The sequence below is a fragment of the Rhabdaerophilum sp. SD176 genome (assembly GCF_030143245.1).
Taxonomy (GTDB): Bacteria; Pseudomonadota; Alphaproteobacteria; order Rhizobiales; family Beijerinckiaceae; genus Rhabdaerophilum.
This window is the reverse complement of sequence record NZ_JARJNS010000002.1, coordinates 593,404-616,516: the sequence shown is the minus strand read 5'-3', so window position 1 is coordinate 616,516 and position 23,113 is coordinate 593,404. Positions and strand designations below refer to the sequence as shown.

Here is a 23,113-nt window from a genome sequence, read left to right as displayed (position 1 = left end):
CGCTTTCTCTCCGGCCATTCCCGTTCTTGACGATGTTCATTTGGGTCTTCGACACGCGAAGGTCAACGCCGAAGGTATGTGACAAAGCGAAAGTCTGCCTCGTCATCGGCATTCTTGGTGAAGGATTGCCGGCTTGCTTCCCGCCAGACGAGCGCATCGATGGCCGGAAAAACGGCATCGCCATCTGGCAAAAGATCGACCTCGGTGATCTCGAGCCGGTCGGCACGAGGCAGGAAATGGCGGTAGATCTCGCTGCCGCCGCCGATGATCACTTCATCCTGCTCGTGCTGTTCCGCAAGCGCGCGGGCCAGCACGAGCCCGCTTTCCGGATCCGGCGCCACGACAACACCGGGATAGGCCCAGCCGCGATTCCGGGTGATGACGACCGTATGCCGGCCGGGCAGCGGCTTGCCGATGGAGTCGAATGTCTTGCGCCCCATCAGGATCGGCTTGCCCATGGTCAGCGCGCGGAAATGTCTCATGTCGGATTTCAGCCGCCAGAGCAGGCGGTTGTCGCGCCCGATGACGCCGTTCCGCGCCACGGCGGCGACGATAACGATCCGGGCACCCGACCCGGGAGCAGGATGTTCCGCCATCACACCGCGACCGGCGCCTTGATGGCAGGATGCGGATCATATCCCTCGATGGCGACATCCTCGAAGCGGAAAGCGAAAAGATCGGTCACCGAAGGGTTGAGCTTCAGCACCGGCAGAGGGCGGGGCTGCCGCGTCAATTGTAGGCGCGCCTGCTCGAGATGGTTGGAATAGAGATGCACATCCCCGAAAGAATGCACGAAATCACCCGGCTTGAGCCCGGTCACCTGCGCGATCATATGCGTCAGCAGCGCATAGGATGCGATGTTGAACGGCACGCCGAGGAAAAGGTCCGCCGAACGCTGGTATAGTTGGCAGGACAGCCGCCCGGCCGCGACATGGAACTGGAACAGGCAATGGCAGGGCGCCAGCGCCATGTCGGGAATGTCAGCAGGGTTCCAGGCCGAGACGATCAGCCGGCGCGAATCCGGGTTGCGGCGGATCTCGACCAGCAATTCCGCGATCTGGTCGACGACCCCGCCATCCGGCTTGGCCCAGCTCCGCCACTGGCGGCCATAGACGGGGCCAAGGTCGCCCGTCTCGTCGGCCCATTCATCCCAGATCGAAACGCCGTTTTCGTTCAGGTACTTGATATTGGTGTCACCGGCGAGGAACCAGATCAGCTCGTGGATGATCGATTTCAGATGCAGCTTCTTGGTGGTGACAAGCGGAAAGCCCTCCGCCAGGTCAAAGCGCATCTGCGCTCCGAAAAGCGACAGCGTGCCGGTGCCGGTCCGGTCCTGCTTGGGGACGCCCTCGTCGAGGACGCGCTGCATCAGGTCAAGGTAGATCTGCATGGCCAGGTCCGGGGCTGGGCGACGGACAAGATCGGCGGCGCATGATGAAAATGGCCGGTCGCGACCGGCCATTCACAACCCGTCACACCACTTCAAGGGCGTGGCGGCGGCGCCTGCGAGGCGTCACTTCGGGTGGAACATCGAGAGCTGGTTGAAATGCTCCGCGATCAGATAATAGACGGTGATGCGCGACTTCGTGCGGTCCGCCTTCATCTTCTCGCATTGCGCCTTGACCACAGCGGTCAGGTCAGCATCGCTTTCCTTGCGGCCAAGCTTCTTCTTGCAGAAATTCTCGACCACGCGCTTGACCTCTTCAGGGTCGGAAGCGGCGACATAACGCGTATCCGGCTTGCTCATCACGAGCGCATAGGTCTTGGCCATGCCGGTGACGGCAGCCTCATCCACCTTGGCGGTGTATTTCTTTACGTCTGCAAGATGATCCATGCACGTTCCCTCCCACACGACATTCATCGGAAGCCGGCCATCCGGCCAGGCTGCACACGCAAATGGATCACGATTCCACAACGAATGCCACCGGATTTCCGAGAAAATCCACCATTCCCGCGGGAAATGCCGCGACCGTGAAGATTCTGCGTTTATCCCTTCAATTCGGCGCACAACACCCCTATATTGAGCGTGTCGTCCTCGTGGCGACTATGGCGATAAACGGCTGTCGTAATAAACCCATCGGACCCGGGGGCGGTACCCGGCGCCTCCACCTCAAGGCCGCATGCGGCCTTGAGGCGGGGGCGAAACAGGATCGACGAGGGCGTAAAGGGTAGACTTTCGCTCGGCATGATACCGCCGTTATCGGGTCAAACCTATAGTTGCGAATGACAACTATGCTCCGGTTGCCCAGGCCGCGTAACGCGGTTTGGAATTCCGAACCTAAGTCCTTGCGGGTAGCACCGTAGGGCGGGGCCGGCAGGCGCCTGGCAACAGAAGCCTGCCACTTTCCTGACCGCCGGGCTCCGCCTCTTTCCGGATCCGGAGAATCAGGGTCTTGTCCGGTAGCCGACGCCAAGGGGCCCCATGACCGATTCGCCGTCCGAAGACCTGATCCGCTATGATGTCATGGTGCAGGAAGCCCTGCTCGGTGTCGTGCGCAAGGTCCTGCAGGATGCCGCGAAATCGGGCCTGCCGGGCGAACATCATTTCTACATCACTTTCCGCTCGCAGGCGCCGGGCGTGCGTCTGTCCACCCGGCTGCGCGAGAAATACCCGGAAGAAATGACGATCGTCCTGCAGCACCAGTTCTGGGACCTGATCGTCGGTGACCACAATTTCGAGGTTGGCCTGTCCTTCGGCGGCGTACCGGAGCGCCTGCTCGTGCCTTACGAGGCCCTGACCGGCTTCTATGATCCCTCGGTCCAGTTCGGGCTGAAATTCTCGCCGGACGAGGCACAGGCAGACAATGATTCCGGCGAGGATCCGGAAGAGCCGAGCGTGAAAGATCAACTCGAGGCGATCGCCACCCTCGAGAGCGGCAAATCGCGCAAGCGGGCTGCGCCGGAGCCGTCGACCGTGCAGGAAAACAGCGATCCGAAACAGGCTGAAACGGTAGAGAAAGTGCCGACGGGCCGGAAATCCCGTGCCAAGCCGGTTGCTCCTGCAGCCCCCGAGGACGAAAAGCCCGCTGGCAGCGGTGCGGAGGTCGTCAGCCTCGAAGCCTTCCGGAAGAAGAAGTAATCACCCGCGTCACCGGCGTCCGAAAACCAGCGGCCATTGGTCAGGGCGTCCGGCCACGCCGTCGCACCGCGTCTTCTCCCGGAATTCCACCAGCGCGAGCTTGCCTTCCCGTGTCACGGCATGGCGTTCGAAAATGCCGCAATCCTGCCGATCGCTGGCCGGATAGAGCGACGTCACCGTCCGGCTGCGGACATCCCACTGCGCGGACATCAGCACGCCGGAATCCAGCTTGCGGTTGAGCCCGCGTGGTGAAGGCGTTTCAAGGATCTCGTATTGCTGGTCCGGCGCCGGCAGGTAGACGAGCGCAAAAACCGAGGTCTGGTTCTGGCCGAACCGGTCACAGGGGATCTGCCAGATCGCGGATTCCTCGGACATCTGGAACCCGGTAATGCCATTGCGCTGCGCCGGCACGGTGCACCCGAAGCGCTTGTTGATGCCTTGCAGGAACCGGGCCGGCACCTGCTGCTGGCGCACCGAATAGCGTTCGAACATCTCCGGCCCGGCAACAGCCGCCCGGGCCGCCTGAGCCGGAACGGGCGGGCGGGTCTGGCTGCTGGCGGAAAGCGTGCCGCCTGCGGCCCCGCCAGGCGCCATCGTCACGGCCGTGAGCGGGCCACCCGCAACATTCGGCGGAGCGCCCAGCGGGCCGCCGCGTGGCACGGGAGCGGTTACGACCGGTGCGGCGGAAGGGCCCGGCAGCGGCGGCCCGGAACAGCCGGCCCCACCCTTGACGGAAGCACGAAAGGCCAGCTTGCCGAGCATCGTCACCATCAGCTTGCCGCTGGAAACCTCCACCGCCTCGCCTTGTTCGGGCTCGAGCTTGAGGTCCAGCACGACATAGCCCTGCTCGTCCGGCATCTTGTAGAGCTGAAACGGATAGAGATCGTATCCCTCGCTCTTGCCGCCCGTGCTCACCCGCTGGAGCGGAATGATGCTCGTTCCGATCTTGATCTGCGCCGCCTCGCGCTGATGCGCCGTCCCGCGGAATCGCTCGGTGAAAATGAAGGCAAAGCGGTCATTCTCCGGGTCGCGGTTGGCCTGCCAGAGCGCCAGCGAACACCCCTTGGAGCGATCCACCTCCGCCTTGTCGAACAGCTTGAGGTCGATCTCGTTCGGCGGCGGCGGCACGTTCTGCGCCGTTCCACCGGCGGACCAGCCGCAGCCCAGCGCCAGAAAGAAGGCGAACCGCAAACGTCTCATATCCATGCCCCTGCTCTGCCGAAAACGTGGCACGCGCCGCCCGTCCTGTCAAAACAACGGCACAGGCCTCCCCCCCCCGGCCGGGCACGACTTGCGTCGCGGTTGAAGCCGCTCCCGCCGCGTGTTAGCGAGCGCAGCATCCGACACGACCAGCGAGAGGCGATCATGGCGACGCGCATCGAAACCGATACTTTTGGCCCGATCGAGGTGGACCAGGCTGTCTACTGGGGTGCACAGGCGCAGCGCAGCCTCGGGAACTTCAAGATCGGCTGGGAAAAGCAGCCGCAGCCGATCGTCAAGGCGCTCGGCATCGTCAAGCGGGCTGCGGCCGAGGCCAATATCGCGCTCGGCAAGCTGGATCCGAAGCTCGGCGCCACCATCATCGAAGCCGCGCAGGAAGTGATTGACGGCAAGCATGACGCGCATTTCCCGCTGGTGGTCTGGCAGACCGGCTCCGGCACGCAGTCGAACATGAATGCCAACGAGGTCATCTCGAACCGGGCCATCGAGATGCTCGGCGGCGAGATGGGCTCGAAGAAGCCGGTCCATCCGAATGACCATGTCAACATGTCGCAATCCTCGAACGACACCTTCCCGACGGCGATGCACATTGCCTGCGCCGCGGAAGTGGTGGAGCGGCTGCTGCCGGCCTTGAAGCACCTGCACCACGCGCTGGATGCAAAGGCGAAAGCCTGGGCGCATATCATCAAGATCGGCCGCACCCACACGCAGGATGCCACGCCCGTCACGCTCGGCCAGGAATTCTCCGGCTATGCCAAGCAGATCGAGAACGGCATTGCCCGCGTCGAGATGACGTTGCCGATGCTGATGGAACTCGCGCAGGGCGGCACCGCCGTCGGCACCGGCCTCGCCTCGCCGGTCGGCTTTGCCGAGAAGGTGGCGGAAAAGATCGCCGGCATCACCGGCCTGCCCTTCACCTCGGCCCCGAACAAGTTCGAGGCGTTGGCCGCCCATGACGCGATGGTCATGACCCATGGCGCCATCACCACCGTGGCAATGAGCTGCTTCAAGATCGCCAACGATATCCGCTTCCTCGGTTCGGGCCCGCGCGCCGGCCTCGGCGAACTCGCTTTGCCGGAAAACGAGCCGGGCTCCTCGATCATGCCGGGCAAGGTCAACCCGACCCAGTGCGAGGCGCTGACCCAGGTCGCCGCGCATATCCATGGCAACAATGCCGCGATCGGCTTTGCCGGCAGCCAGGGCCATTTCGAGCTGAACGTCTTCAACCCGATGATGGCCTATAATTTCCTGCAATCGGTCCGCCTTCTGGCCGATGCGGCGGTGTCCTTTACCGACAATTGCGTTGTCGGCATCGAGCCGCGCCTCGACAATATCGAGGCCGGCCTGCGCAACTCGCTGATGCTGGTCACGCCGCTGAAGGAAAAATACGGCTATGACCGCGCGGCGAAGATCGCCAAGACCGCGCACAAGAACGGCACGACCCTGCGCGAGGAAGCGATCAAGGACGGCATCCCGGCGGATGATTTCGATGCCATCGTCCGCCCAGAAAACATGATCTCACCGGGCTGAGCGGCATTCCGACAATCGCCTTAAACCGGGATTCATCACAAAACCCGGCTTTTTACCGGCGTTTAGGGGTTGTCAAACATGCCCGGCCTAAGCCCTTTCGGCAGAACAGGAAGGGCTAAGGCATGGCATCAGCATCCGGAACGATCCAGACCGCGAACAAGATTTCCATCCAGGGCGAGGCCTCGCCGCTGAGTTCGTTCCGCCTGAAACGCTTTGCCTATATCACGGCGCTGATCGACAAGGTGGTGGCGGAGAAAGGCTCCGCCCGCATTCTCGATGTCGGCGGCACCGCCGAATACTGGCTGGCGGTCGAACCGCTCTGGAAACGGCATGACGTGCATTTCACGCTCGTCAACCTTCAGGCCGAGCGCGTGAGCGATCCGCGCTTCACCTCGCTGGCTGGCAATGCCTGCGCAATGCCGGAATTCGCGGATAACAGCTTCGATATCGTCCATTCCAATTCAGTCATCGAGCATGTTGGCCGTTGGGCAGCCATGCGCGCCATGGCGGCGGAGGTCCAACGCCTCGCCCCGTGCTATTATGTGCAGACGCCCGCGTTCGGCTTCCCGATCGAGCCGCATTTCCGCGCTCCGTTCTTCCATTGGCTGCCGATGCCGATGCGCATCTGGTGGACGCGCCACATGGCTCTCGGCGCGTTTCCGAAGGCCGCGACCCTCGATGATGCGATGCGCTTCTGCGAGGATGCGATCATGGTCGATGCCGTGCGGTTCCGGGCCCTGTTCCCCGAACCGGCCCGCATGATCAAGGAACGCTTCTTCGGCCTGACCAAGAGCTTCATTGCCATCCGCGACTGATGCGGGCATCCTTCGCCGGAACCGGCATTCCGGGCGGGTCAGGGCCAGCAGCACCACGATGAGCGATACCATCATCAACTTCAGGCAGGCCCGCAAGAAGCTGGCCCGCGCCGAGGCGGAACGCCAGGCGCAGGAAAACCGCATCCGCTTCGGCCAGACCAAGACGGAGAAGCAGGTCCGCAAGGCCGAGGAAGCCCGCCGGAACCGCCTGCACGAGGCAGGCCGTATCGAACCCGACCCCGATCCGAACCGCTGATCCATGCCCGCCGTCATCAAGCGCAGCATGCGCATTGCCGGCCACGCCACCTCGATCTCGCTCGAGGAACCCTTCTGGCGTTTCCTGCGGCAGAAGGCGGAGAGCGAGGGCAGGAGCCTCAGCGCCTTGGTCGAGGAGATTGACCGCGAGCGCCGCGAGGGCAACCTCTCCTCGGCCATCCGCGTTCACCTGCTCGAATGGCTGATCGCCGGCGGCGCCATGGCGCAGCAACCCGATGCGGGGAGCTGACCGGCCTCAGCCCGGCGGCGCCGGCGCAGTGAGGTCGAGCGGTGCTGCCCGGGCAGGCGGCTGAGCCTGCTCCTGCGGTTGCTGTGCCTCGCGGCGGATCCGCTCTTCCTCGGCTTTCCGCTCTTCCTCCGCCTTCCGCGCAAGCTCCGCCTTACGCGCAAGCTCGGCCTGACGCGCGAGTTCAGCCTGTCGCGCAAGCTCGGCTTTCCGCTCTTCCTCCGCCTTCCGCGCAAGCTCGGCCTTCCGCGCCAGTTCAGCCTGACGGGCCAGTTCGGCCTGTCGCGCCTGCTCTTCCCGGACCGCGCGTTGCCGTTCGAACTCCGCCGCCGCGGCAGCACGACGGCGGATCGCGGCGGCCTCCAGCTCGATCGCAGCCTCGACCTCGCGGATCTCGCGTTGCCTGCGCTCGGTGAACCGGTCGGCATGCTGGCGCCGCAGATGGGCCGCGCGCTCGCGCAGGTCGGCCTCGAAGGCCTCGGCCTTCTCGAGATCGCGCTGGATGGCCATCGCGAGGAACCCATTGAGGAGCGAGGCGACATCAATTCGCCGCTGCAGCGGCGACATCCCGGAGCGTCGCGGGTCATGCCGGGAGGCGAGGGTCAGCCCGATCTCCGGCGCGGCACCGCGCCAGCCCGGCGGAAGAGAAGTCTGGCGAAGCTGGAACCGGGCCTCGACCTCGCGCCGAACCAGATCGAACAGGATCGAGGGCTGGACAATCACCGCCGCTGCCTCGCCCGATCCTGCCGGTTCGGCCGCAAGGCTGACGCGCAACTGCCCGTTGCTCATCCCCGCCGGCTGCAAACGGCCGGGCACGCGCCATTCACCCCGCTGCAGCGCCGCATCAACAAGGGCACCCACGGTCAACTCGGTCACGGGGTCGATCCTGTCGATCGGGGTCGCGCTGACGCGGCTCAGCGCATCCGGGTCCAGCCCGGCCACCACCAGATCGTCGAAGGCAAGCTGACCGGCCCCCGCCAGGCTGGCGACAAGGTCCAACCACGTCGCGCCAGAGGCCGAGAAAGGCAGCGAACCGGACAGCCTCCCGCCGGGCGCCGCGAGGGGCCAGCGGGCAAGGTCGAGCCGCCCCGCTGCCTCCAGGAGTTCGCCCTTCCGCAGCAGCGTCAGCCCGCCCGAGACGCGGGCATCGCCCGAGCGGGCCTCGAATCCTTCCAGCGCGGCCGAATCAGGGCCGAAACGATACACAAATTGCGGCGCCTCCAGCCGGCTGCCCCCGGGCAGGATCAGCCGTTCGGCCTCGATCCAGAGGTCGCCCGCCAAGGGCGGCCGCACGGCCTCGCCGAAGCCGTTCCTAGGCCAGCTGGCCCCGAAATCCGGCCAGCCCCGCCCCATGGCTGGCGCCAGCACCCCCTCGAGGGAGAGTTCGCCCGCGCGGATCTGCCCCGCCACTTTGCCCGCACGGGTCAGGTCAAAGGCGATCTCGCCCCGGATCGGCAGATCGCCCAGCCGGGCATCGAGATCTGTGAGGGTGACGGTCTCGCGCGAACCGCGCAGGGTGGCGGCAATCCGGGCCGGCCGGCCATCGCCCAGAGTGGCGCGGTTCCCGATCAGCGCCCGGCCGATCCGCCCGGCATCCTCTGTGGCCAACGTCATCCGCCCCTCGACAGGAGCCGAACGGAACGGGTTCAGCCCGCCATCGATGCGGAATTCGGTCTGGCCCAGCCGGGCCTCGACCTGCCCGGAAACGAGCCGACGCGGATTGCCCTCGGCCCGGAAGATCACAAGCCCCTCGCCCTGTCCGGCAGGCAGCGCCACGCCGGAAAGCTGCGAGGCGAGGCGCGATCCGTCCGGATTGGCGAGCCGCCCTTCGAGCGAGAGTTGGAGCTGGTCGCCTTTCAGCAGCGACTGGCTGCGCCCCCGCGCCTCGGTGCCGGCGAATTTCCCGTCAAAGGCGATGTCCCAGGTGGCTTCCCCGGCCTTGTCCTGCAGGCGGATATTGGCCACTGCGAGGGCCGGCTCCAGTGTTGCGGCACGCGTGACGATCATCTCCGTCACAGCGCCCGGCAGCAACGCCGCGGCAACGCGGCTCAGCTCGCCGAGACGGGGCGCATCAAGCTTGGCGGTCAGGTTGAGACCATCGCCGGAGGCGGTTCCGGTCAGCAGGATACTCTCGCCGCGCGGGCCGGTCAGCTTGAGGTGGCGCAGCGTTCCGTTCTCCTGCGCCCGCTCGAGATCGACATCGAGCCCGCCCATGTCGCGGCCATCGACAACGAGACGGGCAATGGAGAGCCGCGTCGAAAGATCGAGCCCGGGCACCGGGCGGAGCGGGTCAAGCGCAGCAAGCACGCGGCCGTCGAAACGCTCGGCCCTGAGATCAAGCGCCAGCCGCGGCAGCGACCCCGCCAGCGCGCTGGCCGGCGCGAACCGGCCCATACCGCGCAACTGTCCGGCCGGGCTGTCGATCTCGATCTGTTCGAGCGCAATCCCCGCGAAATCGCCCTTCAGCCGCACCCCGAGCCGGGCCCGCTGCGGCAATTGCGACAGGTGGTCCCCGCCACGCAACCAGGTCGCGAGGATATGCAGTTCCTCGGTTTCCACGCCGAGTGTTCCGTCAATCGCTGTCGGGCCGGCCCCCTCCACCCGCGTGAAGGCGAGGCGGGTTCCGCCGGGAAGATCCGCCGATGCGGCTTCCAGCCGGGCGCTGCCACCTTCCAAACCGGTCCGGACAAGCACGTTCTGCACGAGTCCGCCGGGCAGTTGCAGCACGCCGAGGCCAAGCTCGACCTCCCCATCCAGCCAGGGCAAGCCCGGGATCAGGCCGGGATCGGGGCGGAAAGGAAGCCGCCCTTCCGGGGCCGCGCCGAGCAGGGCGGCCCCGTCGATGCGTTTCGCATCGAGGCGCCCTTTCAGCCGTGGGCGAGGCCCCGCAAGGTCGAGATAGGCCTGCCCGGCCCAGGCAACACCCTGATCCGCGCTGCCCAAGGTCAGATTGACCGGATCGGCGATCATCTGGTTGCGCTGGACCACAAGGCGGGCGCTGCCCTGGAACGGCAGCTGGAGCTTCTGCTCGCCCATCACAGGGTTGCCGTTATAGCTGGCCGAGCCATCGAAGAGCGGTCGCCCCGCCACGCCGGGCAGCGCGAACCAGCCATCGAGTGCCACGCGCCCGCCGAAGGCCCGGTCCTCGAGCGTGCCGCGCAGCCGGGCACGGCCCTTGTCGAACTGGCCAAGCTGGATTTTCAGGTCACGCTGCTGCCCCGCATCCTGCCCTTGGATCCGGATTGGACCGGCAAGGTTCGGCGCCTCGATCCGCACAGTGAAGGGGCCGGCAAGCACCGCGCCGGCTGCCCCCGGAGCCTCGACGAGAGAGAGCCTCTCGAGCAGCAGGGCCTCGAAGCCGATGGCTGGCAGGGTCGGCGCCCGGCCCTCCTGATCGAGCTGTTCGAGCCAGGGCCTGAGCGCCTCGAGGAAAAGCACCGGCTCCTCGGCCTCCGCTTCGGCAAAGGCAAGTTTTCCGGACAGGAGCGCTGTGGCCGAGAGCGCAAGATGCAACCGCCGCATCTGCACGACCGGTCGTTCCGCTGGCCCGAGCGTGATGCGCTCCGCATCCAGCGTCGGCGTCGGCAGGAAACGGATGGCGAGCGGGCCCGAAATCGTCGCCGGCATGCCCAGCCGCTGGCTGACCAGCCCGGCCACACGTAGGCGCTGGCTGTCCCAGTCCACAAAATGCGGCCCGACCATCAGCGCGATCAGCGCGAGGGCAATGAGGGCAGCAAGGCCGGTCAAAAGATCCCGCACACGATCTCCCGTTCACAACAGCTCGGCAGGGCCCGGCAGAATCACGGCCCTTCCGATCGGTTCTCTCACAACCTAGCGCGAAAGGACGCAATGATCACGGCTGAAGCGTGACAATCTTTCCGGGATTCATGATGTTGTCAGGATCGAGGGCCCGCTTGATCAGCCGCATCGTATCGAGCGCAGGCGCCCCGAGTTCGGGCTCGAGATATTTCATCTTGCCCTGTCCGACGCCATGCTCGCCGGTGCAGGTGCCCTCCATCCGGTGCGCGCGCTCGACAAGACGGGTGAGGAACCCCTTCACCACCGTCATTTCCGCCTCGCTGGCGGTATCGACCAGCACCGAAGTGTGGAAATTGCCGTCGCCGACATGGCCGACAATCGGCGCGATCAGGCCACTGGCGGCGATATCCGCCTGCGTCTCCTCGATGCAATCAGCAAGGCGCGAGATCGGTACGCAGACATCCGTCGCAAAGGGCTTGACGCCCGGGCGCAGCGCCATGACCGACCAGTAGGCATCATGCCGGGCCTGCCAGAGCCGCGTGCGGTCTTCCGGCTTGGTCGCCCACTCGAAGGGCCCGCCGCCCAGATCGGCGGCGATTTCGCCGAAGCGCTCGGCCTGTTCCGCCACGCCCTGCTCGGTGCCGTGGAACTCCACCAGCAGGACCGGGGTTTCCGGCATCGAGAGCTTGGAATAGGCATTGACCGCCTTCACCTGCATTGCATCGAGCAGCTCGATCCGCGCCACAGGCAGCCCTGTCTGGATGGTCATGATCGTGGCATCCGCCGCCGCCTTGACGCTCGGGAACGGGCAGACCCCGGCGGAGATCGCCTCCGGCAGCCCATGCAGCTTGAGCGTGATCTTCGTCACCACGCCGAGCGTGCCTTCCGAACCGACGAAAAGCCGGGTGAGATCATAACCCGCGCTGGTCTTCTTCGCCCGCCGCGCGGTCGTGACGATCTCACCGTTCGGCATCACCGCCTCGAGAGCGATCACATTGTCTTTCATCGTGCCATAGCGGACGGCATTCGTGCCCGAGGCCCGCGTCGCCGCCATGCCGCCGATCGAGGCATCCGCGCCAGGATCGATCGGGAAGAACAGCCCGTAGCTTTTGAGATAGTCGTTAAGTTCCTTGCGCGTCACGCCCGGCTCGACCACGCAGTCGAGATCCTCGGGATGCACCTCGAGGATGCGCTTCATGCCCGACAGGTCGATCGAAACGCCTCCGCTTGGCGCGTTGAGATGGCCCTCGAGCGAGGAGCCGGCGCCGAACGGGATGACCGGGACCTTGTGCTCCGCACAGATGCGGACAACCTGCTGCACCTCTTCCGCCGTTTCGATGAAAACCACCATATCCGGCGGCTGGGTCGTCAGCCAGGTCGTCGTATGGGCGTGCTGCTGGCGCACGGCCTCGCTGGTCACGCAGCGATTGCCGAAACGCTGCTGGAGCGCGAGCGTGACTGCCGCAATCGTGGCGGGCGAGGGCTTGGGGGCTTCGGCCATGGGGTTCTTCCCTTGCTGGTGGCGGTTGCATCACGGCTCCGCCTTCTGTTTGGGTCAGCATGGCTGACCTAACACCAAAGTCAACCGACCACGCCCGTTACCGGTTCAGGAAATCGCCCTTGCCGAGCTCGACGCCGCAATGGCGCAGGATCGCGTAGGCCATCGAGGCATGGAAATAGAAATTCGGCAGCACGACCTTCGCGAAGTAATCCTGCCCGGACATCTCGAGTTCGGGCGCATTGCGGCCGAGCTTGATCTTCAGCATCCGGCCATCCGAACCGGCATAGAGCGCTGGATCGATTGCCGCGATGAAGGCCTTCGTCCGTTCCACCCGCGCCTTGAGATCGGCAATGCTTTTCTCCTCGTCGGCCCAGCCCGGAACTTCCTGGCCCGCCATGCGCGCCGCCGCGCCCTTGGCGAAATCGCAGGCGATCTGGATCTGCCGGGTGAAGGCGAACATATCCGGATAAAGTCGCGCCTGGAGATAGACCGCCTCCTCGATTTTCCGGGCCTCGGCATGGGCAGCCAGCTTGTCAAGGATGCGGACAAGGGCATCGAGCGTCTGCCCGAGCGTGGTCAGGCCGGTCATGGTCATGGTCGACATGGAAGATCCTTCACGGGGCCACCGGGAAACGGGGTGACGGCTTCTGGCATCGCGCATCTCGCCGGGCACCGCAAGGGGCTTGCGGCACCCTGCGGGCTGCTCACGAGAACGTGGCTTGGGCGTGGGTCGCCGGGTGGCGCATCCTGCCCCGCGTAAAAGGGAGGGCGAACCATGCAACGGCGATCTCTGGTCATTCTCGGGCTGGGCCTTGGTGCAGGCGCCCTCGCCGCGACGGCGCTCTCGCTGCGTCTGGCAGCCGAGACGCCCGGAGCCAGCCGCCCGGCCGCGATCGACACCACACTGAAGCCCGGCATCGCCCTCGGGGGCTATGACCCCGTCGCCTATTTCCGCGAGGGAAAACCGCGCGAGGGCCGAGCCGACCTCGTGCTGAACCATGCCGGGGTTGAATGGCGCTTCGCCAGCGAGACCAACCGGCAGGCCTTTACCGCCCGGCCGGAAGCCTTCATGCCGGCCTATGGCGGCTATTGCTCCTGGGCAGTAGCACAGGGCTACACCGCCAAGGGCGATCCGCTGGCCTGGCGGATCGAGAGCGGGCGGCTCTATCTCAACTATGATCTCGCGGTGAAGGCGGAATGGGAAAAGGACGTGGCCGGCAATATCAGCCGCGCCAACGGCCATTGGCCGAAAATCACCGGCAAGCCGTAAGCCCATCCCCAGACGGACGCAATTGGCCGCATGAACCCGGCCCTGACTTATGCTACGAATCACGCATATAGCAGGGTTCCGAAGGCGCCGGGCCATCAGGGCACCGCCGCGCAGATGTGAAGCAAATCGTTGTCCGATCCGTTCTCGCTCGATAGCTGGTCCTCCGCCGAGCCGGCCCCGAAAGTTCAGCCGCAGCCCGGTGGGCTGGCCGCGCGTGCGCGAGCCGCGGCTGCCCCGGCCGCCTATCTCGGCGGCCTGAACCCGGAGCAGCTCCGCGCCGTCGAGGCGATGGACGGCCCCGTTCTCGTGCTCGCGGGTGCCGGCACCGGCAAGACCAAGGTGCTGACCAGCCGCATCGCGCATATCATCGCCACCGGCCGGGCACGCCCGAACGAGATTCTCGCGATGACCTTCACCAACAAGGCCGCGCGCGAGATGAAGGAGCGCATCGCCCATCTCGTTGGCGCGGTGGCCGAGGGCATGCCCTGGCTCGGAACCTTCCATGCCATCGGCACGAAGCTGCTCCGCCGCCATGCCGAGGTCGTCGATCTCAAGCCGGATTTCACCATCCTCGACACCGATGACCAGATCCGCCTGATCAAGCAGATCCTGCAGGCCGAGGATATCGACGACAAGCGCTGGCCGGCGCGTGTTCTGGCCAACCAGATCGACAGCTGGAAGAACCGGGCATTGCCGCCGAACAAGGTCTCGGCCGGGGAATCCATCGGCTTTGCCGGGCGTGGCGCCGAGCTTTACGGCCTCTACCAGGACCGGCTGAAGACGCTCAATGCCGTCGATTTCGGCGATCTCCTGCTCGAGACGATCCGCCTCTTCCGCGACAATCCGGAAATCCTCGCGCAATATCAGGAACGCTTCCGCTATATCCTCGTCGACGAATATCAGGATACCAACGTCGCCCAGTATCTCTGGCTTCGCCTCGTCGCGCAGGGAAGGCGCAACATCTGCTGCGTCGGCGATGATGACCAGTCGATCTATGGCTGGCGCGGCGCCGAGGTCGACAACATCCTCCGCTTCGAGAAGGATTTCCCCGGCGCCACCGTTGTCCGGCTGGAGCGCAACTACCGCTCGACCGGGCATATTCTCGGCGCGGCAGCGCGGCTGATCGAGAAGAACGAGGGCCGGCTCGGCAAGACCCTCTTCACGGAAGGCGAGCTGGGCGACAAGGTCACCGTTGCCTGCGCCTGGGATTCCGAGGAGGAGGCCCGGCAGATTGCCGACGAGATCGAGTCTCTCCAGCACAAGGGCCATGTGCTCGACCAGATGGCGATCCTTGTCCGCGCCTCGTTCCAGATGCGCGAATTCGAGGAACGCTTCATCACCAACGCAATTCCCTATCGCGTCATCGGTGGCCCGCGCTTTTACGAGCGTGCCGAGATCCGCGATGCCCTCGCCTATCTCAAATGCGTCGCCTCCTCCTCGAATGACCTCGCCTTCGAGCGGATCATCAACACGCCGAAGCGCGGCATCGGCGATGCCGTGCTCACGGTCCTGCATGGCTATGCCCGCGCCGAACGCGTGCCGCTGATGCAGGCCGCACGCGTTCTCGTGGAAACCGAGGAGCTGAAGCCCAAGCAGCGCCAGACCCTGCGCGAGCTGATGGACAGCTTCTCGCGCTGGTCCGGCCAGATCGAGAGCCTGCCGCATCACGAACTGGCCGAACTCGTGCTGGAGGAATCCGGCTACACTGACATGTGGAAGAAGGACCGCTCGGCCGATGCTGCCGGCCGGCTCGAGAACCTCAAGGAACTCGTCCGGTCGATGGAGGAATTCGAGAATCTCGCCGGCTTCCTCGAACATGTCGGGCTGGTGATGGATGCGGCCTCATCCGACAGCAGCGACCGCGTCTCGATCATGACGCTCCATGCCGCCAAGGGCCTCGAATTCGAAACCGTGTTCCTGCCCGGCTGGGAAGAGGGCGTCTTCCCGCATCAACGTGCGCTGGATGACCAGGGCAAGGCCGGGCTCGAGGAGGAACGCCGCCTCGCCTATGTCGGCCTGACCCGCGCCAAGCGGCGCGCCCGGCTGTTCTTCGCCACCAACCGCCGCATCCACGGCCTCTGGCAGGCAGCCATTCCTTCGCGCTTCATCGATGAATTGCCCGCCGAGCATGTCGAGGTGATGGAGGGCCAGGGCACCTATGGCAGCCAGCAGCGCCAGATCTATGGCGGCGGCTATGGTGGCGGCGGGGGCAGCCGCTTCGACAAGGTGCAGCCCTTCCAGGGTTCGAGCTATTCCACCCCCGGCTGGCAGCGGGCCCAGGCAGCGAGCCAGGCCGGCTTCCGCCCTTCCGCCGCCCCGCAGGATCCCGGCCGGCGCGGTGGCCCGGCCCTGATCGAGGGACGCGTCCTTGCCTCCTCCACCGGCAGCCCGTCGAAATTCGAATCCGGCGCCCGCGTCTTCCATCTCAAATTCGGTCCCGGCACCGTGGCCGAGGTCGATGGCAACAAGCTGACCGTCGATTTCGACAAGGCCGGCCGCAAGATGGTGATCGACAGCTTCGTCCAGGCGGGGTGACCTATGAAAATGGATAAACGGGTTCCTAAGTTCAATGACCTAATGTGGCCAATGATTGTTGTCCTGCGGGAAATGGGTGGCTCAGCAACCATTGAGGAGCTTGAAGAAAAAGTTGGCGAAAAACTAAATATATCTGAAGACATTCTTAGCATACCGCACGGAGATACAGGCAGAACTCAAGTTGGATATAGGCTTGCTTGGGCAAGAACTTATTTAAAACAGTTTGATGCACTTGAAAACAGCTCTCGGGGGGTGTGGTCTCTTACTCCCAAAGGACGAATAATTACCGAATCAGAAATTACACACGTTCCTAGAATCGTAAGAAGCCTGCAAAAAAAGGCTCCAGAAAAACTGGAATCGTTTGAAAGTGACCAAGAAATAGAGGAATTAAGCTGGAAAGAAAATCTTTTAGCTGAGCTAAAGATTATGGCGCCTGATGCTTTCGAACGCCTATGCCAAAGACTCTTACGAGAAAGTGGATTTTCGAAAGTTATTGTATCTGGCCGAAGTGGCGATGGTGGAATTGATGGCTCTGGTGTCCTACGTATTAATTTGGTTTCCTTTCAAGTCTCATTCCAGTGCAAGCGTTGGAAAGATGCTGTCTCGTCATCGACAATTCGTGATTTTCGGGGCGCCATGATTGGGAGGGCGGACAAAGGTCTGGTTATCACAACCGGCAGATTTACTGCCGACGCGCAAAGAGAAGCAATACGAGATGGCGCACCAACAATTGATTTGGTGGACGGGGATTCCCTTTGCGAGCTTCTTAAATCACTTCGTTTAGGAGTAACCATTCGCATGGTTGAAGAAGTGTCGGTGGACAAAGCTCTTTTGAGCAGCATCTGATTTTCAATGACCGCAACCATCCTCGCCCGCCTGATCACCGACGAAGCCCGCGCCACGCGGATTGCCGATGCTTTGTCTGAACTCTTCGAGCCGGAGGAACTCGCCGCCTCCGCCTTCGAGATGCCGGAAGCCGATGCCCTGCCCGCCGCCGTGCCGCGCCCGAAGCGGCAGGAGGCGTTCCGCGAGGGCGCGATGGGCACGCTCCTGCCGGATCAGGCCCTGCCCTGGTTGGTGGAACTGCATTTCGGCGAAGCGCCGGACGAGGCCGAGATCCGCGCGCTCGTGGCCGGGATTGCCGGCCCGGAAGCGGGCGCTGCCCTCGTCTTCGAGAGCATCGCCGCGCAGGACTGGATCGCCACCGCGCTTGAAGGGCTGAAGCCGGTCGATGCCGGACGCTTCACTGTGCATGGCGCACATGATCGCGGACACCTCGCCCCGAACCGCATCAATATCGAGATCGAGGCCGCCCTCGCCTTCGGCACCGGCCATCACGGCACCACGCGCGGTTGCCTGCTGCATTTCGAGGACTGGGTAAAGCGCCGCAAGCCGCGGCGCGCCGGCCTCGCCCCGCGCGAGGCCATTGTCGATATCGGCACCGGCACCGGCGTGCTCGCCTTTGCGGCGGCGCGCATCACCCACGATTTCGTCTGGGCGGGCGAGATGGATCCGGATTCGGTGCGCATCGCCCGGGCCAATGCCCGCCTCAACGGCGTGGGGCCGCATGTGAGGCCAGTTGTCGCACGCGGCCTGCAGCATCCGGATCTCCGGGCGCGCGGCGCCTACACGCTCGTCTTCGCCAATATCCTCGCGCGCCCGCTGCGGGGCCTCGCACCGGAAATCGCTGCCGCCACCACGCCGGGGGCAGAACTGATCCTCTCCGGCCTGCTGCTGCCGGATGTGCCGTCCATTCTCGCGAAATACCGCGCTTTCGGCTTCCATCTCGTGGCGAAGCGCCATCTCGAAGGCTGGGCCAGCCTCCTGCTGCGCCGGGGTGGCGGCAAGCCGCGCCGCGCCTGAAGGAAGCCTGGCCACCCCTGACCGGCCTTCGCGCATGAAAAAGCCCTGCCGGAGCGGGGCTGATGGGGTCTGTGCGCCGGAGGCAGGGCGCAAGGGAGAGAAAAACCGGGCGGCCGCCGGTCGGAACCAGCCGGCCGCCCCAGTCTGTTATTCGTGGCCGAAAGCGCCCGGATTCTGGCGGCGCATCTCGCGATGCAGGGCCGCGCCCTCCTGGAGGGCTTCGATGAACAGGACGGTCTTGGCGTAGATGTTGGTCAGAAAGGCCATGATCATGGCGATGTTCCTTATGTGGGAGGATGCGCTCAGCGAACGAAGGGGAGGTCTTTCGTCGCCAGTTCGGCATCCGTCCGGGTTTCGGGGCGAATCTTGAAGCCGTAAGCCAGCTCGAGCCGGGCAATCTCGCGCTCGGCCGCGCGGCGGCGGCTCGCCACCATGGCATCCATCAGGCGGCCGAAGAAGCCGCGGGAATTGGCTTCGACCTTCTCCGTGGTGTCAGTGCCACCAAGCGGAAGCAGTGCATTCGAAAAAGTCAGGCTAGCCATTGTCGTCTCCTGTGGTTGGGGTCCCGCACCCGAAGGTCTGGACCGCCGCATCCGGCGATTGCCATCTGCCTTGATGATCAATGTAGACCTTTGTTGCATCGCAGCAAGAGATGCAGACGCAACCAAGCCATGCGTGAAATGCAGATCCAAGTCACAAATGATTAATATCCGTGCGAATTCTGCATAATCTTGCCGCAATCTGCCCCGGCTTCGCCATGATGAATCGGTTCTGCGCAGGATGCCGGCAGGCCGGGCACAGCCTTGTGGCGCCGTCGGCAGGCCGCTAAGCTTGGGCCTACGTTCGAGGCTCCCCGTGAATCGCCCAGTCATCCAGAAATTTTCGACCGAATCCCGCGCCGACCTGTCCGGAGAGCGCATCCACCGCCTTCGCCAGGTGCTCGCATCCCGAAAGCTGGATGGCTGGCTCCTGCCCCGGGCTGATATCTTCCAGGGCGAATACATCCCGGCCAGCGAGAACCGGCTGGGCTGGCTGACCGGTTTTACCGGCTCGGCGGGCTTTGCCATCATCCTGAAACGCAAGGCCGCCCTGTTCGTGGACGGCCGCTATACCACCCAGGCCCGGACCGAGCTGGATCGCAAGGTCATCAAGCCAGTCGCACTGGCCGAGACCGGCCCCGATTCCTGGCTCCGCCAGCAGGCCGGCCTGGGCTGGCGAATCGGCTATGATCCGGCCCTCTTCACCGCGCGGGGGCTCAGGCGTTTCGAGAATGCGGCAGCCGAAGGCGGGTTCGTGCTCGTCGCCGAGGAGAGCGATCCCTTCGCCGGCATCTGGGAAGACCGCCCCGCCGCGCCCGTGACGCCGGTCATCGACCATCCGGTCGCCTTTGCTGGCGAGGAAACTGCCGAAAAGCTCGCGCGGCTCCAGGCCCGGCTGGCCGAGATGAAATGCGATGCGCTCGTCGTCTCCGAATGCCCCTCGGTGAACTGGCTGTTCAACCTGCGTGCCGGCGATGTGCCGCATCTGCCGATTCTCCGGGCCTTCGCACTCGTCCCGCGCGAGGGCAAACCGGCGCTTTTCGTCGACCCGGCCCGGCTTGAACCGGCCCTTGCCCGCCGTCTCTCCGGCCTCGCCGAGATTGTCGCGCCGCAGGGCGCACCCGGCGACGGCAGGCGCGAACTCGCCACGCGGTTGCGCCAGATCGCCGCTTCGGGTGCGCGGATCCGCCTTGACGAGGATACGGCGCCGGTCGGCCTCGCCGCGCTGATCCAGTCGGCCGGTGGCACGGCCGATCCCGGCCCCGACCCGCTGGCCCTGATGAAGGCCGCGAAAAACCCGGTCGAGATCGAGGGGTCGCGGCAGGCGCACCGGCGCGACGGCCTTGCCATGGTCCGCTTCATTCATTGGCTGGAAGGCGCGCTCGACAAGGGATCCGTCACCGAGATCGATGCCGCCATCGCGCTGGAAGGCTTCCGCGCCGAAACCGGGCAGCTCGTCGATATCTCCTTCGGCTCGATCGCCGGCGCCGGCCCGAACGCGGCATTGCCGCATTACCGCGTCACCGAGGCGACCAACCGGCCGATCACGCCCGGCCTCTTCCTGATCGATTCCGGCGGGCAATACCGTGACGGCACGACCGACATCACCCGCACGATCGCCATCGGCACGCCGACGCGCGGCATGCGCGATGCCTATACCCGCGTCCTCAAGGGCATGATCGCCGTCTCGCTCGCCCTGTTCCCGCATGGCACCAGCGGTGCACAGCTCGACACGCTGGCCCGGCAATATCTCTGGCAGGCCGGCAAGGATTTCGACCATGGCACCGGCCATGGCGTGGGGTCCTTCCTCTCGGTTCATGAGGGGCCACAGCGGATCTCGAAGCTCGGCCACACAACGCTGTTGCCCGGCATGATCCTCTCGAACGAGCCCGGCTATTACCGCGAGGGCCATTTCGGCATCCGCATCGAGAACCTGGTGATCGTCGAGGAACGCCATATCGCCCGGGCCGAACGCCGGATGCTCGGCTTCGAGACGGTGACGCTCTGCCCGATCGACACGCGCCCGGTCATCCGCTCGATGCTCACCCGCGAGGAGCGGGCCTGGCTCAACGCCTATCACCGCCGCGTGCTGGACACCCTCTCGCCCGGCCTTTCCGGTGAGGCGCTGTCCTGGCTCGAAAAGGCCTGCCGCCCGCTATGATGCAAGCCGGCTCCCGTTCGTTCCTGATCCTGCTCGTGGTCCTCTCCATGCTGGGGCCGCTGACGCTCAACATCATGTCGCCCTCGATTCCGGAGCTGGCCGATGCGCTCGGCACCTCGAAGGACATGGCCCAGCTGACGCTGTCGAGCTACCTTTTCGGCATGGCGCTGAGCCAGCTGCTGCTCGGCCCTTTCGCCGACCGTTTTGGCCGCCGCCCGGTGCTGCTTGTCGCGCTGGGTACTTATGTGGCGGCGAGTTGCGTTGCGGCCCTTGCGCCGAATGTCGAGGTGCTGGTGGTGGCCAGGACGATCCAGAGCTTCGGCGCCACGGCCGGCCTGACGCTGGGCCGCACGATCATCCGTGATCTCTACGACCGCAGCACCGCCGCGAGCATGATCGGCTATGTCACCATGGCGATGATGATCGCGCCGATGGTCGCGCCGCTGATCGGCGCCAAGATCGACGTTGCCTATGGCTGGCGGGCGATCATGGCCTATTGTGCCATCCTCGGCGTGCTCAGCCTCGCCCTCGCCTCCGCCAAGCTGACCGAGACGCGCCCGGCCTCGCTGGTGGCGGCCACCTCGCGGCAGGTTGCCGAACGGACCTTCACGCTGATGTTCAATGGCCAGTACATGGCTTTCTGGGGTGCCAGCGCCTTCTGTTCGGCCCTGTTTTTCGCGTTTATCGGCACCGCGCCCTACCTGATGATCGACGTGCTCGGCTATTCGAAAACGGCCTATGGCTACTGGTTCATGACAATCTCCGTCGGCTACATGGTCGGCAACTTCATCTCCGGCCGGCTGTCGCAGAAACTCGGCATCGACCGTCTGATCGCCTGGGGCAATGTGGCGGGCCTCGCCGGCACGATCGGGATCCTGATCCCCGCCATGCTTGGTATCCTCAACCCGTTCGTGCTCTTCCTGCCGGCGATGATGATCTCCTTCGGCAACGGCATGGTCCTGCCGAATGCGATTGCCGGTGGCCTGAGCGTCGATCCGAAGGCCGCTGGCGCCGGTTCGGGCCTGATGGGGTTCGGGCAGGTCGGCGTCGGCGCGGTTGTCAGTTTCGTCGCGGCCAAGCTCGGCCAGAACTCGGCACTGCCACTGGCGCTCATGATGCTGGCCTGTGCGATTCTGGCCTACCTTTCCGGCTGGGCCAGCCGCCATCCGGACGTCAGCCGGAAGGGAGCGAGCCAGAATGCGCCATGACGTGATCGTCGTCGGCCTGGGCATCATGGGCTCGGCCGCCCTCGCCACGCTGGCGGCACGAGGCCAGAACGTTCTGGGCATCGAACGCTTCGATCTCGGCCATGCCATGGGCTCGAGCCATGGCGTCAACCGCATCATCCGCATCGCCTATTTCGAGGGCGCCGCCTATGTGCCGATGGTCCAGCGCGCGGCCCGGCTCTGGGAGACGCTCGGCGAGAGGCTGGGCGAGCGCATTCTCCATGTCACCGGCACGCTGGATCTTGCCCCGGATTCGCATGTCCTTACCCGGCAATCGCGGGAATCCTGCCTCGTCAACAACCTGCCTTTCGAGGAACTGGACGCGCGCGAGATCATGCGCCGCTTCCCGGCCTTCCGGATCCCGAGAGACTATGCCGGCATCTTCCAGCCCGATGGCGGCTTCGTCGCGTCGGATCGTGCCCTGGCTGGCCTGCAGATGCTGGCCCTCGCCGATGGCGCCGAGATCCGCGCCCGCGAGCCGATGCTCGGCTTCGACCCGCTGCCCGGCGGCGGCGTTCGCGTCCGGACGACCGGAGGCACCTTCGAGGCCGACAGCCTGATCCTCGCCACTGGCGGCTGGATCGGCACCCACATCCCTGCCCTGGCGCAGCTGGCCGTGCCCGAGCGGCAGGTCCTCGGCTGGTTCCGGCCGGAAAACCCGGCAGCTTTCCAGCCAGGCGCCTTCCCGACCTCGATCCTCTGGTCGGAAGCCGGGCATTTCTACCAGCTCCCGATCTGGGGTGCGCCGGGTTTCAAGATCGGCTGCCACCGGCATCTCAACCAGCAGGGCCCGGCCGAGACCATGGATCGCGAAGTCCATCCGGAAGACGAGGCCTTGCTCCGCAGGGGCCTTGCCTTCGCCTTCCCGGAAGCCAACGGCGCCTGCCTGCGCCTCACTGCCTGCCATTACACCGTGACGCCGGACGAGCATTTCATCCTCGACCGCCTGCCCGGCGCACCGCAGGTTATCGTGGCCTCGCCCTGCTCGGGGCATGGCTTCAAGTTCGGCAGCGTTTTCGGGGAGGTCCTGGCCGATCTCGCGACGGGGCGCGAACCCGGCTTCGATCTCTCGATGTTCAGCCTGTCGCGGTTCGGGCTCTAGCGCCCACCTG

The 23,113-nt window shown here is 65.1% G+C and carries 21 protein-coding genes and 1 other RNA gene; 13 read left to right on the top strand and 9 right to left on the bottom strand.

Features of this window, described 5'->3' with window-relative positions; all coding sequences use genetic code 11:
* Positions 1-62: 62 nt before the first annotated feature.
* The 3 genes from P0652_RS06720 to P0652_RS06710 form a co-directional block, all read right to left on the bottom strand.
* On the bottom strand, positions 63-596 hold the full coding sequence (locus P0652_RS06720; protein WP_284177993.1) for a dihydrofolate reductase: 534 nt from the start codon (positions 594-596) through the stop codon (positions 63-65).
* On the bottom strand, positions 596-1,390 hold the full coding sequence (locus P0652_RS06715; RefSeq protein WP_284177992.1) for a thymidylate synthase: 795 nt from the start codon (positions 1,388-1,390) through the stop codon (positions 596-598). The genes P0652_RS06720 and P0652_RS06715 overlap by 1 nt, the downstream gene beginning before the upstream one ends.
* Before the next feature lie 123 nt (positions 1,391-1,513).
* Entirely contained in the window at positions 1,514-1,834 is a 321-nt protein-coding gene (locus tag P0652_RS06710) for a DUF2853 family protein (protein WP_284177991.1), read from the bottom strand.
* A gap of 155 nt (positions 1,835-1,989) precedes the next feature.
* Between P0652_RS06710 and ssrA the strand changes: the two genes are divergently transcribed.
* Together ssrA and P0652_RS06700 are read left to right on the top strand one after the other, a co-directional pair.
* Positions 1,990-2,344: a transfer-messenger RNA gene (ssrA, locus tag P0652_RS06705) on the top strand.
* Positions 2,345-2,422: 78 nt separating this feature from the next.
* Positions 2,423-3,079, top strand: coding sequence for an SspB family protein (locus P0652_RS06700; RefSeq protein ID WP_284177989.1), 657 nt, complete (start codon positions 2,423-2,425; stop codon positions 3,077-3,079).
* Between the two features lie 9 nt (positions 3,080-3,088).
* Here P0652_RS06700 and P0652_RS06695 read toward each other — a convergent pair whose 3' ends face one another.
* Positions 3,089-4,285: a DUF1176 domain-containing protein gene (locus P0652_RS06695; RefSeq protein ID WP_284177988.1), complete on the bottom strand. Its 1,197-nt coding sequence runs from the start codon at positions 4,283-4,285 to the stop codon at positions 3,089-3,091.
* Between the two features lie 156 nt (positions 4,286-4,441).
* Here P0652_RS06695 and fumC point away from each other — a divergent pair, with 156 nt between their 5' ends.
* The 4 genes from fumC to P0652_RS06675 all read left to right on the top strand — a co-directional run bounded on the left by fumC (position 4,442) and on the right by P0652_RS06675 (position 7,150).
* Positions 4,442-5,830: a class II fumarate hydratase gene (gene fumC, locus P0652_RS06690; protein ID WP_502947477.1), complete on the top strand. Its 1,389-nt coding sequence runs from the start codon at positions 4,442-4,444 to the stop codon at positions 5,828-5,830.
* A 122-nt stretch (positions 5,831-5,952) separates the two neighbouring features.
* On the top strand, positions 5,953-6,645 hold the full coding sequence (locus P0652_RS06685) for a methyltransferase domain-containing protein (RefSeq protein WP_284177986.1): 693 nt from the start codon (positions 5,953-5,955) through the stop codon (positions 6,643-6,645).
* Between the two features lie 58 nt (positions 6,646-6,703).
* Positions 6,704-6,901 carry a DUF4169 family protein gene (locus P0652_RS06680; protein WP_284177985.1) on the top strand — a complete coding sequence of 66 codons (198 nt, stop codon included), beginning with the start codon at positions 6,704-6,706 and terminating at the stop codon, positions 6,899-6,901.
* A 3-nt stretch (positions 6,902-6,904) separates the two neighbouring features.
* Positions 6,905-7,150, top strand: a complete 246-nt coding sequence (locus tag P0652_RS06675; protein WP_284177984.1) for a ribbon-helix-helix domain-containing protein — start codon at positions 6,905-6,907, stop codon at positions 7,148-7,150.
* A 6-nt stretch (positions 7,151-7,156) separates the two neighbouring features.
* On the opposite strand, the gene P0652_RS06670 is transcribed toward P0652_RS06675, so the two are convergent.
* The 3 genes from P0652_RS06670 to P0652_RS06660 all read right to left on the bottom strand — a co-directional run bounded on the left by P0652_RS06670 (position 7,157) and on the right by P0652_RS06660 (position 13,011).
* Positions 7,157-10,906, bottom strand: a complete 3,750-nt coding sequence (locus tag P0652_RS06670; RefSeq protein WP_284177983.1) for an AsmA family protein — start codon at positions 10,904-10,906, stop codon at positions 7,157-7,159.
* 94 nt (positions 10,907-11,000) lie between these two features.
* Positions 11,001-12,407: an FAD-binding oxidoreductase gene (locus P0652_RS06665; protein WP_284177982.1), complete on the bottom strand. Its 1,407-nt coding sequence runs from the start codon at positions 12,405-12,407 to the stop codon at positions 11,001-11,003.
* A gap of 97 nt (positions 12,408-12,504) precedes the next feature.
* Positions 12,505-13,011 (bottom strand): DUF1993 domain-containing protein, encoded by a 507-nt coding sequence (locus tag P0652_RS06660; RefSeq protein WP_284177981.1) that lies wholly within the window; start codon positions 13,009-13,011, stop codon positions 12,505-12,507.
* Positions 13,012-13,182: 171 nt separating this feature from the next.
* Here P0652_RS06660 and P0652_RS06655 point away from each other — a divergent pair, with 171 nt between their 5' ends.
* From P0652_RS06655 to P0652_RS06640, 4 genes are all read left to right on the top strand, one after another.
* Positions 13,183-13,677: a YHS domain-containing (seleno)protein gene (locus tag P0652_RS06655; protein ID WP_284177980.1), complete on the top strand. Its 495-nt coding sequence runs from the start codon at positions 13,183-13,185 to the stop codon at positions 13,675-13,677.
* Between the two features lie 129 nt (positions 13,678-13,806).
* Positions 13,807-16,212: an ATP-dependent helicase gene (locus P0652_RS06650; protein WP_284177979.1), complete on the top strand. Its 2,406-nt coding sequence runs from the start codon at positions 13,807-13,809 to the stop codon at positions 16,210-16,212.
* 3 nt (positions 16,213-16,215) lie between these two features.
* The gene (locus tag P0652_RS06645; RefSeq protein ID WP_284177978.1) at positions 16,216-17,058 is read left to right on the top strand and encodes a restriction endonuclease; all 843 of its coding nucleotides are present in this window, start codon (positions 16,216-16,218) and stop codon (positions 17,056-17,058) included.
* A gap of 6 nt (positions 17,059-17,064) precedes the next feature.
* Positions 17,065-18,075, top strand: coding sequence for a 50S ribosomal protein L11 methyltransferase (locus P0652_RS06640; RefSeq protein ID WP_284177977.1), 1,011 nt, complete (start codon positions 17,065-17,067; stop codon positions 18,073-18,075).
* Positions 18,076-18,222: 147 nt separating this feature from the next.
* On the opposite strand, the gene P0652_RS06635 is transcribed toward P0652_RS06640, so the two are convergent.
* Both P0652_RS06635 and P0652_RS06630 read right to left on the bottom strand, forming a co-directional pair.
* On the bottom strand, positions 18,223-18,348 hold the full coding sequence (locus P0652_RS06635; RefSeq protein ID WP_284177976.1) for a hypothetical protein: 126 nt from the start codon (positions 18,346-18,348) through the stop codon (positions 18,223-18,225).
* A 29-nt stretch (positions 18,349-18,377) separates the two neighbouring features.
* A complete protein-coding gene (locus P0652_RS06630; RefSeq protein WP_284177975.1) occupies positions 18,378-18,617 on the bottom strand; it encodes a hypothetical protein in 240 nt (79 codons plus the stop codon).
* 313 nt (positions 18,618-18,930) lie between these two features.
* On the opposite strand from P0652_RS06630, the gene P0652_RS06625 reads away from it, so the two are divergent.
* From P0652_RS06625 to solA, 3 genes are read left to right on the top strand one after another with little or no spacing between them, the layout of a single operon-like run.
* The gene (locus P0652_RS06625; RefSeq protein WP_284177974.1) at positions 18,931-20,775 is read left to right on the top strand and encodes an aminopeptidase P family protein; all 1,845 of its coding nucleotides are present in this window, start codon (positions 18,931-18,933) and stop codon (positions 20,773-20,775) included.
* Positions 20,772-21,983 (top strand): multidrug effflux MFS transporter, encoded by a 1,212-nt coding sequence (locus tag P0652_RS06620; RefSeq protein ID WP_284177973.1) that lies wholly within the window; start codon positions 20,772-20,774, stop codon positions 21,981-21,983. The genes P0652_RS06625 and P0652_RS06620 overlap by 4 nt, the downstream gene beginning before the upstream one ends.
* Complete coding sequence (gene solA / locus P0652_RS06615; RefSeq protein ID WP_284177972.1) at positions 21,973-23,103, top strand: N-methyl-L-tryptophan oxidase; 1,131 nt, start codon at positions 21,973-21,975, stop codon at positions 23,101-23,103. Before P0652_RS06620 ends, solA begins: the two co-directional genes overlap by 11 nt.
* The last annotated feature ends 10 nt before the right edge of the window (positions 23,104-23,113 follow it).